The 10,055-nt window shown below is 72.9% G+C and carries 10 protein-coding genes; 4 read left to right on the forward strand and 6 right to left on the reverse strand.

The annotated features are described in order from the left end of the window. Nucleotides 1-98: 98 nt before the first annotated feature. Entirely contained in the window at nt 99-998 is a 900-nt protein-coding gene (locus tag JK363_RS25780) for a LysR family transcriptional regulator (protein WP_201877664.1), read from the forward strand. A gap of 116 nt (nt 999-1,114) precedes the next feature. On the opposite strand, the gene JK363_RS25785 is transcribed toward JK363_RS25780, so the two are convergent. Together JK363_RS25785 and JK363_RS25790 are read right to left on the reverse strand one after the other, a co-directional pair. After that, nucleotides 1,115-1,474, reverse strand: a complete 360-nt coding sequence (locus JK363_RS25785; RefSeq protein ID WP_201877665.1) for a GntR family transcriptional regulator — start codon at nt 1,472-1,474, stop codon at nt 1,115-1,117. A gap of 7 nt (nt 1,475-1,481) precedes the next feature. Further along, complete coding sequence (locus JK363_RS25790; protein WP_201877666.1) at nt 1,482-2,459, reverse strand: DUF1648 domain-containing protein; 978 nt, start codon at nt 2,457-2,459, stop codon at nt 1,482-1,484. Nucleotides 2,460-2,570: 111 nt separating this feature from the next. On the opposite strand from JK363_RS25790, the gene JK363_RS25795 reads away from it, so the two are divergent. Next, nucleotides 2,571-4,100, forward strand: a complete 1,530-nt coding sequence (locus JK363_RS25795) for a helix-turn-helix domain-containing protein (protein ID WP_201877667.1) — start codon at nt 2,571-2,573, stop codon at nt 4,098-4,100. 100 nt (nt 4,101-4,200) lie between these two features. On the opposite strand, the gene JK363_RS25800 is transcribed toward JK363_RS25795, so the two are convergent. From JK363_RS25800 to JK363_RS25815, 4 genes are read right to left on the reverse strand one after another with little or no spacing between them, the layout of a single operon-like run. Next, the gene (locus tag JK363_RS25800) at nt 4,201-5,295 is read right to left on the reverse strand and encodes a serine hydrolase domain-containing protein (protein WP_236076093.1); all 1,095 of its coding nucleotides are present in this window, start codon (nt 5,293-5,295) and stop codon (nt 4,201-4,203) included. Between the two features lie 35 nt (nt 5,296-5,330). Further along, nucleotides 5,331-5,864, reverse strand: a complete 534-nt coding sequence (locus JK363_RS25805) for an ArsR/SmtB family transcription factor (RefSeq protein WP_201877671.1) — start codon at nt 5,862-5,864, stop codon at nt 5,331-5,333. A 41-nt stretch (nt 5,865-5,905) separates the two neighbouring features. After that, complete coding sequence (locus JK363_RS25810) at nt 5,906-6,319, reverse strand: RidA family protein (protein WP_201877672.1); 414 nt, start codon at nt 6,317-6,319, stop codon at nt 5,906-5,908. Next, nucleotides 6,316-7,440 (reverse strand): acyl-CoA dehydrogenase family protein, encoded by a 1,125-nt coding sequence (locus tag JK363_RS25815; protein ID WP_201877674.1) that lies wholly within the window; start codon nt 7,438-7,440, stop codon nt 6,316-6,318. Before JK363_RS25815 ends, JK363_RS25810 begins: the two co-directional genes overlap by 4 nt. Nucleotides 7,441-7,570: 130 nt before the next feature. Here JK363_RS25815 and JK363_RS25820 point away from each other — a divergent pair, with 130 nt between their 5' ends. Then, complete coding sequence (locus tag JK363_RS25820; RefSeq protein WP_201877676.1) at nt 7,571-9,202, forward strand: AMP-binding protein; 1,632 nt, start codon at nt 7,571-7,573, stop codon at nt 9,200-9,202. A gap of 4 nt (nt 9,203-9,206) precedes the next feature. Further along, on the forward strand, nt 9,207-10,055 hold an 849-nt coding region (locus tag JK363_RS25825), incomplete at its 3' end, for a PaaX family transcriptional regulator (protein ID WP_201877678.1).

Below are 10,055 nucleotides of genomic sequence, written 5' to 3' on the forward strand. Positions count from 1 at the left end.
CGCGGTGCTCGGGACGGCGGTCCGGGCCGCGCGAACTCGGCCCGGGCGGCTTCGAGTTCCGCGCCCGGGCGCCTGTGGCCGCCGCGATACTGCTCCCCATGGATCCGCACCTGCTCCGTACGTTCGTCTCCGTGGCCCGCTGCGGCTCCTTCTCCGAGGCCGCCCACGAACTGGGGTCGACCCCGTCGGCGGTGTCCCGGCACATCGCGACGCTCGAGGCGGATCTGCGTGCCCCGCTGCTCACCCGGCAGCCGGTGACGCTCACCACCGCGGGGGCACGGCTGCTGGAACACGCCGGTCCGCTTCTGCTGCGGCTGGACGCGGCCCGCGCGGAGGTCGAGCGGCTGGCCGGGTCCGGGGCCACCCGGCTGACGCTCGGTGCCTCGCCGCTGGCCCTGACCCCGCGGATCGCGGCGGCGCTGGAGCAGCTGCGAAAGATCCACCCCGGTGTCCGGACCACCGTGCGGATCCTGGGCCGCCAGGAGGTCCCGGCCGCGGTGGCGCGCGGAGCGCTGGACCTCGGTCTGGTGGACGGCCCGGCCGCCCCCTCCGATCCGCTTCCACCGCCCGCCGCCGGAGCGCTCACCGCGGTCCCGGTCGCCGACAGCCCGCTCGTCGTCACGCTGCCGCAGGGCCATCCGCTGGCCCGGCGGCTCGGACTGCGGCTGGCCGACCTCGCCGACAGCCGCTGGCTGGACGCACCGGACACCGCGATGCCGCTGTTGCGGCTGCGCGCCCTGGGCCGCACCGGCGGCTTCCGCGCCACGCTGACCTACCAGGGCACCGAGGTGCGGGGGCTGCTGGCGCTGGCCGCCGCGGGACACGGCCTGGCCCTGGTGCCGCACACCGCCGCCGAGGGCGCACCCGGCATCGTCACGGTCCCCCTGATCGCGCCGCGGCTGACCCACCGCATCGAGCTCCTCCACGGCGCGGCGGTGGACGGCCCGGCCCGGTCACTGGCGGCGCTGGTGACGGGGGACGGCAAGCGGTACGCGTGACGGGCGGGCGCCGCCCAGGAACGGCATGGGGTACGCGATCGCCGCGCGGGAACGCCGGAACGCGGGAGCGGCACGCACGAACGGCCGACGCTCCGCGCAAGGCCGCTCCGGTGCGTTCAGCCGCCCGCGAGGCGGGACCTCACCAGTGAGAGGACCTCCTCGTCGGACAGGCCCAGCGCCCGCGCCTCGGACACCAGGCCCTGGACGCCCTCCAGAAGGCGGGCCCGGCCGGGCGACTGGTCACCGGTGACCACCGCCCCGCGGCCACGGCGCAGTTCGATCAATCCCTCCTCGCGGAGCCGCTGATACCCCCGGAGCACCGTGTGCACATTGACGCCGAGGGAGTCGGCGAGCGCGCGGGCGGCGGGGAGCCGCTCGCCGGGGCGTACGGTGCCGTCGGCGATGGCCCCGCGCACCGAGGCGGCGATCTGGTCGCCCAGCGGGACAGGGGAGCCGGGGTCGACGCGGAACAGCATCTCGGCCCTACCCTTCCGGAGCGGCCGTCCGGCCGCGCTCGGCAAGGGTGTTGAGCAGCGCGGCGGCCGTGGCCGCGTCGTCCACCGTCACCACGAACTCCTTGCCGGTGGCCGCCAGCCTCAGACACAGCGCCTCGCCCGAGCGCAGCACCAGACCGCTGCGCCCCGCCGCCGACCGGTAGCCCCAGCCGCCCAGCTCCATGGCGCGGAACTCACGGCTGGTGGCCCGCTCGATCCGCTCCAGCGGCACCCGCAGCCGGGGGCGCGCGACGAACCGGGCGGTGACGGTGAGGCCCCGGCGGTCGACGGTCACCCGGCAGCCGGACAGCAGGGCGGTGACGGCACCGATGGCGGCCGGCGGCAGTCCGGCCGGCGGGCCCGCGGCCAGGGCCAGCGCCCCGCCGAGCACGGCGGTGGCCCCGCCCACGCCGATCAGCACGGGCGATCCGACGGTCCGCGTCCAGCTGGCCAACTCCCCCTCGGCGAGCGGAAGGCGGGGTCCGCGCCCCGGGTCGGTGTCCCCGGACGGGGACGCCGGGTCCAGGCCCGCGAGCAGCCAGCCGACCCAGCCGACGGCCGCCCCGACGGCGAAGGACACCGCCAGCTGCCACAGCGGGAGCTCCCCCGGTTCGGAGCCCGCGGCTCCGGCGTCGGCGTTGGCGAGGAGCAGCAGCCCGAAGACACAGCCGAGCTGGGCGGGCGTTCCGTAACCGACAGCGACCAGCGCCCGCCGCGCCCCGAGCGCCGTACGCGACCGGAAGGCGAGCCATCCGACGACCGCTCCGGGGACGAGGAAGAGGGCGGTCACCACCGAGAGGAAGGCACCCGGACCGGTGAATCCATCGGCGTGACCGGAGCTCCCGAAGTGGGTGGCGAGCCGATCCGGCAGCCGGTCGGCGAGTGCGGCGAAGATCCCCAGCACACCGGCCCAGGCCAGCAGGAACGGCGAAGCGACAACCATCGCGCGGCGCGCGGAACGAGCCATGGGCAACCCCCTTGTTCGCATACTAGTAGAACAATTCTTGGCTGGACAGACCGCGACTCACCGACCCCTCCAGTCGCTTGCGCATCTCATATCTGAGATAGCCTCTGAGGTATGACTGACGACTATCTCTCACGTATCGGCAAGCTCATCCGTGACGCCCGACAACACCGAGGCTGGACCCAGTCACAACTTGCAGAGGCGCTCGGCACGAGCCAGAGCGCGGTCAACCGCATTGAGCGGGGGAATCAGAACATCAGTCTTGAGATGATCGCCAGGATCGGGGAGGCCCTGGACAGCGAGATCGTCTCCCTGGGCTACGCCGGTCCGATGCATCTGCGAGTGGTGGGCGGCCGCCAACTCTCCGGTGCCATCGACGTCAAGACGAGCAAGAACGCCTGTGTGGCGCTGTTGTGCGCCTCGCTCCTCAACTCCGGCCGTACGACGCTGCGCAGGGTCGCCCGGATCGAGGAGGTCTACCGCATCCTCGAAGTGCTCGGCAGCATCGGCGTCCGCGCCCGCTGGATCAACGACGGGGCCGATCTGGAGATCGTGCCGCCCGCCGAACTGGACCTCGACGCCATGGACACCGAGGCCGCCCGCCGGACACGCAGCGTCATCATGTTCCTGGGGCCGCTGCTGCACCGGATGGACCGCTTCCGGATTCCCTACGCGGGCGGTTGCGACCTCGGCACCCGTACCGTGCAGCCGCATATGACGGCGCTGCGCCCGTTCGGCCTCGAAGTGACCGCCACCGACGGGATGTACCACGCGCGGGTCGACCGCTCGGTCTTCCCCACCCGCGCCATCGTGCTGACCGAACGCGGTGACACCGTCACCGAGAACGCGCTGCTGGCCGCCGCCCGGCACGACGGGGTCACGGTGATCCGCAACGCCTCCTCCAACTACATGGTCCAGGATCTGTGCTTCTTCCTGGAGGAGTTGGGGGTCAAGGTCGAAGGGGTGGGCACCACCACCCTCACCGTGCACGGTGTCACCGATATCGACCGGGACGTGGACTACGCCCCCTCCGAGGACCCGGTGGAGGCGATGAGCCTGCTGGCCGCGGCCGTGGTGACGGAGTCCGAGCTGACGATCCGCCGGGTGCCGGTGGAGTTCCTGGAGATCGAGCTGGCCATCCTGGAGGAGATGGGCCTGGACCACGAGCGCTCCTCCGAGTACCCGGCGGACAACGGCCGTACCCGGCTGCTCGATCTGACGGTCCGGCCGTCCAAGCTCCAGGCCCCCATCGACAAGATCCACCCCATGCCGTTCCCCGGCGTCAACATCGACAACGTGCCGTTCTTCGCGGCCATCGCGGCCTCCGCGCAGGGCTCGACGCTGATCCACGACTGGGTCTACGACAACCGCGCCATCTATCTGACCGAGCTGAACCGGCTGGGCACCCATGTCAAACTCCTCGACCCGCACCGGGTCCTGGTCGAGGGCCCGACCCGCTGGCGCGCGGCCGAGATGATGTGCCCGCCCGCGCTGCGGCCCGCGGTGGTGGTGCTGCTGGCGATGATGGCGGCGCCCGGCACCTCGGTCCTGCGCAATGTCTATGTGATCAACCGCGGTTATGAGGACCTGGCCGAGCGGCTGAACTCGATCGGCGCGCAGATCGAGACCTTCCGCGACATCTGAACCGCGGACGCCGCCGCGCCCCCTTCCGGACCGCGAGAAGCGGCCGGAAGGGCGCGGCGTCCGCCCGTCCCCGTGTGCGGGCGGACCTCTGGGAGTCGGGTCAGGCCGCGTCGAGTTCGCGCAGCAGCTTCATGGTGAGGGCGTCGACCGGGCGGGCCTGGTCCGCGGTCTCCTCGCTGGCGGTGTTCACCATCATCACCACCGCCGTACCGCTGTCCCGGCTGAACGCCGCACAGCTGCTGAAGCCGCCGGTGCCGCCGTTGTGCCAGGTCATGGTGCGGCCGTTGGGCAACGGGCTGAGATGCCAGCCGAGGCCGAGCCGCAGCCTGTCGTCCGCGGTGAACCGCGGGCGCTGGGTCAGCTCGATCGCCGCGCGGAACGGCGAGCGCTCCGGGCGGAGTTGGGCGGCCAGATAGCGCAGCATGTCGTCGGCGGTGCTGTACATGGAGGTGCCCGCGCCGCTGAGCACCCGGTCGTGCCAGTCCGGTACGGGCTTCCCCTCGAGGTGGCCGACGGCCTTGCGGGCCGCCATGTCGGCCGTCAGGGTCGTCCTGGTGTCCCGCAGGCGCAGCGGATCGGTCACCCGGCGCCGCAGCATCGCGTCCACGCCGTCGAAGGCCAGTGCCTGGCCGAGCAGTCCGAAGCCGAGGTTGGAGTAGCGGTAGGTCTTCCCCGGCACGGTCACGAGCTCCGTCTTCGCCAGCCCCTCGGCGAGGTCGTCCAGGGTGTAGTGGGCGTAGGGGTCGTTCGGATCGGCCCCGGTGAACAGGTTCGGCGGCAGCGCGGGCAGACCGGAGCTGTGGGTGGCCAGATCGGCCAGGGTGATCCGGCGGCCGCCCTTGCGCGGAACGGGGAACCGTGCGGGCAGCGTCAGCGGTGCGTCGAGGTGGGTGCTGCCCGCGTGGACGGCGCGGGCGAGCGCGGTGGCGGTGAGCGTCTTGCCGATCGAGCCGAGCTGGAACACCGTGCTGCCGTCCGGCACTTCCGCGCGTCCGCGCGTGGCCCGCAGCCTGCCCGCGCCCGCCACGTAGGTCTGTCCGTCCTGGATGACCCCGCACACCGCGCCCGGGGCGCCGGATGCCAGCGCCTGGTCCAGCGCGCGGCGCACCCGGGCGGACAGTCCGCCGGACGCCGACGCGCTGCCGGGCAGCAGCGCCGCGCCAGCGGCCGACGCGCCCGTGGCGGTCGCGGTCATGAGAAAGGTCCTTCGGTTCATGAGGTACTCCCCCGTCATTCCGTTTCGTGGCGGCTTCCTGGCGGCACCACGGCCGACACCAGCACCAGCAGCGGCACCACCCGGCCCGCGGGCACGTGGTAGTGGCCACGGCCCTCGGCCTGGAGCCAGCCGGTCGCGGTGAGCTGCTTCAGGTGGTGGTAGAGCTGACCGGTCGTGTTCAGCCCCGCCACCTCCTGGAGTTCGGCCGCGGATCGCGTACCGCGCAGCACCGCGCACAGCAGGGTGAGCCGCACCGGGTGTCCCAGCGCGGCGTAGGACGCGGCGTGCTCGGACCAGTCGGCAGCGAGCAGCCCGTCCGCGAACGCGCCCTGCTGCCACTCGTAGTGCTCACCGGTGGGCAGATCGAGCGCACCGGTGAACAGCACCTGGCCGCGCCCGGCGAGCCGGCGGCGCAGCCCTTCGAGCGCCCAGAAGGTGTCCTCCCGCGACGCTGACTCCGTGTCACCGACGGCATCCCGCGCGGACTCCAGCCGCGCCACCCGCTCCTCGAGCGCGGCGATCCGCTGCTGCAACGAGTCGGAAGCCATGATCAGAGATTACGTGATTACGGAATAACGAAACAAGCGGGTCAGGGAAGGACGGCGATCCCGTCGAGCTCCACCTTCGCCTCCTCGTCCCAGAGCCGGACGACGCCGATGACCGCCATCGCCGGATAGTCGCGGCCCGCCATCTCCCGCCAGATGCGGCCGAGTTCGGGGGCATGGGCGCGGTAGTCCGCGACATCGGTGGCGTACACGGTCAGCCGGGCGAGGTCGGCGGGGGCGCCGCCCGCCGCCGCCAGCGCGGTGAGCAGATTGGCCAGCGCCTGCCGGAACTGGACGGGAAGGGTGTCACCGACGATCTTCCCCGCGCCGTCCAGCGCGGTCTGCCCGGCCAGGAACACCAGCCGTCCGCCCAGCGCCGTGACGGCGTGGCTGAAGCCGGTGGGCGGGGACAGCTCGGCGGGGTTGAGGCGCGATACGGCACCTGTCAGTTCCGTCATCGGTACAACTCCTTCGCGATGATGGTGCGCTGGACCTCGCTGGCGCCCTCGTAGATGCGCGGGGCGCGGACCTCCCGGTAGAGGTGTTCGAGCAGATGGCCGCGTTGCAGGGCCCGGGCGCCGTGGATCTGCACGGCGGTGTCCACGACGTACTGCGCGGTCTCGGTCGCCAGCAGCTTGGCCATGGCGGCGCGGCGGGCGATGTCGGGTGCGTCGTCGTCGTAGGCGCTCGCCGCCGCGTAGACCAGCAGCCGGGCGGCCTCGGTGCGGGTGGCCATCTCGGCGAGCTGATGGGCGACGGACTGGAGGTCCTTCAGCGGTCCGCCGAAGGCCGTACGCCGCTCGGCGTGCGCCACTGCCGCGTCCAGTGCCGCCTGGGCCATGCCGACCGCGAACGCGCCCACGCTCGGCCGCATCAGGTTGAGGGTGCGCATGGCGACGCCGAAGCCCGCGTCGGGTTCGCCGAGTACGTCCTCCGCCGTGACCGGGACTCCGTCGAAGACCAGCCGGCCGATGGGGTGCGGGCTGAGCATCTCCAGCGGCTCACCGCCGAGCCCCCGGCGGTCGGCGGGCACCAGGAAGGCGGTGACCCCGCGGGAACCCGCGTCCTCGGTGGTGCGGGCGAACACCACGGTGATGTCGGCCTCGGGGGCGTTGGAGATCCAGCACTTCTCACCGGTCAGCCGCCAGCCGCCGGGGCCGTCCCGCTCGGCCCGCAGGGTCAGCGCCGCCGCGTCGGATCCGGCCTGCGGCTCGCTCAGCGCGAAGGCCGCCACCACATGGCCCTCCCGCACCCCGGGCATCCAGCGCGCGGACTGCTTCTCGGTCCCGGACAGCACGATCGGATAGGCCCCGAGCCCCTGGAGGGCGAGCGCGGTCTCGGCCTCGGTGCACTCCATGGCGAGCGATTCGCGCAGCAGGCACAGATCGAGCGCGCGGACCGGCGCTCCGGCCGGGAACAGCCGCCGCAGCAGGCCGAATTCGCCGAGCGCGGCGGTCAGCGGACGGTTGAGACGGCCGGGCGTACCGCCCTCCGCGAGGGGACGCAGCCGATCGCGGGCCAGTGTGCGCAGCCGTGCGCACCACTGACGCCGCTCCGGATCCAGTGCGAATGACGACACGGGGCACCCTCCCTCACCACAACTCTTATCGCGAGATATTGACTGTCGTCACCATCACGTTACGCTGACTCAGCGACTTCAGGCAGCCATGCGGCAGACATTTCGGGCAGGCAGAGGGGGCGCCCCCACGATGGAGCTCAGTCCGTCGGGACACACCGACACCTTCGCCCGTGACCATCTCCCGCCCGTCGGCCAGTGGCCCGAGCTGCTGCTCGACCTGCCCGGCCCGCGCGTCCCCGATCGCCTCAACTGCGGCACCGAGCTGCTGGACCGCACCCTGGAGCGGTACGGCGCCGACCGGCCCGCCCTGCGCGGCGGCCACGGCGAGGTGTGGACCTACGGCGAGCTGCGCGGCCATGTCGACCGGATCGCGCACACCCTCACCACCACCCTCGGGGTGGCCCCCGGCAACCGGGTGCTGCTGCGCGGCCCCACCACCCCGTGGCTCGCGGCCTGCTGGCTGGCGGTGATGAAGGCGGGCGCGGTCGCGGTGACCGTACTGGCCGCCCAGCGCTCCCGTGAGCTGGCGACCATCTGCGAGATCGCCCGGATACGGCACGCCCTGTGCGACGTCCGGTGCGCCGGGGAACTGGCGAAGGCTGGGGTCCCTGCCTTGCGGACCACCCGCTACGGCGGTGACGACCCCGACGACCTGATCCATCTGGCCGCTCACGCACCCGCGGAGTACGAGGCGGTGGCCACCTCCGCCGACGATGTCGCGCTGATCGCCTTCACTTCCGGAACCACCGGACGTCCCAAGGGCTGTATGCACTTCCACCGCGATGTGCTGGCCATCGCCGACACCTTCTCGGCCCAGGTGCTGCGGCCCACCCCCGACGACGTGTTCGCGGGCAGCCCGCCCCTGGGCTTCACCTTCGGCCTCGGCGGTCTTGTCGTCTTCCCGCTGCGCGCCGGGGCGTCGGCGCTGCTGGCCGACTGGGGCGGCCCCGAACGGCTGCTGGCCGACATAGGGCGCCACAAGATCTCGGTGCTGTTCACCGCGCCCACCGCCTACCGCGCGATGCTGGGCAGGATCGACACCGCCCCGGGCGCGTACGACATCTCCTCACTGCGGCGCTGTGTCTCCGCCGGGGAGAATCTGCCCGCCGCCACCTGGCACGACTGGCACCGGACCACCGGTCTGCGGATCATCAACGGCATCGGCGCCACCGAGCTGCTGCATATCTTCATCGCCGCCGCCGACGACGCGATACGCCCCGGCACCACCGGTGTTCCGGTCCCCGGCTTCGAGGCGCGGGTGGTGGACAGCGCGCTGCGCCCGGTGCCGGACGGCGAACCGGGGCTGCTCGCGGTGCGTGGACCGACCGGCTGCCGCTATCTGGCGGACGACCGGCAACGGGAGTACGTCCGCGACGGCTGGAACCTCACCGGCGACACCTATGTCCGCGAGTCCGACGGCTACTTCCGCTATGTCGCGCGCGCCGACGACATGATCATCTCTGCCGGGTACAACATCGCGGGCCCGGAGGTCGAGGACGCCCTGCTGCGCCACCCCGATGTGGTGGAGGCCGCGGTCACCGGACGGCCGGACGCCACCCGGGGCATGGTGGTCGTCGCCCATGTGGTGCTGCGTCCGGAGGTCCCGCGCACCGAGGAAACCGTCACCGCGCTCAAGGAGTTCACCACCGCGGAACTCACCCCCTACAAGTGCCCGCGCGTCGTTGTCTTCCTCGACGCCCTCCCCCGGACCGCCACCGGCAAGCTCCAGCGCTACCGGCTGCGCGAAGGCGCTCTACAGTAGGCGCGTGACCGGCCAGCACACCCCGCGCTCCCTGATCGTCAGCTACTACGGCGCCTACGGGCGCGGCAGCGAGGACCACCCCGCCGGGCCGGTGCCGATCGCCGCGCTGATCCGGCTGATGGGCGCGGTGGGCGTCGATCCGCCGTCGGTGCGCTCGGCGGTCTCCCGGCTCAAGCGGCGCGGACTGCTGGTCGCCGACCGTACGGCCGCCGGGGCCGCCGGATACTCCCTGTCCGCCGACGCCCGGCAGCTCCTGGACGACGGCGACCGGCGCATCTACGGCGGACCCGAGGCGGACACCGCCGAGCGCGGCTGGCTGCTCGCCGTCTTCTCCGTCCCCGAACAGGAGCGCCACAAGCGGCATCTGCTGCGCTCCCGGCTCTCCCGGCTGGGCTTCGGCACCGCCGCGCCGGGCGTCTGGATCGCCCCGGACCGGCTCTACGACGAGACCCGGCACACCCTGGAACGCCTGGGCCTCTCGCCGTACGTGGATCTCTTCCGCGGCGCCCACGCCGGGTTCACCCCCACCGCGGAGGCCGTGCGCCGCTGGTGGGACCTGGACGAACTGGCCGCCCTGCACCGCGCGTTCCTCACCGACCACGAACCGGTGCTGCGCCGGTGGAGCGAGCGCGGCCCGTCACCCGAGAACGCCGAAGCCGCCGAGGCCGCCTACCGCGACCATCTGCTGGCCCTGGACTCCTGGCGGCTGCTGCCCTACGCCGACCCGGGTCTGCCCGCCGCACTGCTGCCCGAGGACTGGCCCGGGGTGCGCGCCGCCGAGGTCTTCGCGCGCCTGGACGAACTGCTGCGGGACACCGGGGCCGGGTACGCCGAGGCCGCGCTGACGGGGACG

It is taken from the genome of Streptomyces coffeae (assembly GCF_016741875.1).
Lineage (GTDB): Bacteria > Actinomycetota > Actinomycetes > Streptomycetales > Streptomycetaceae > Streptomyces > Streptomyces coffeae.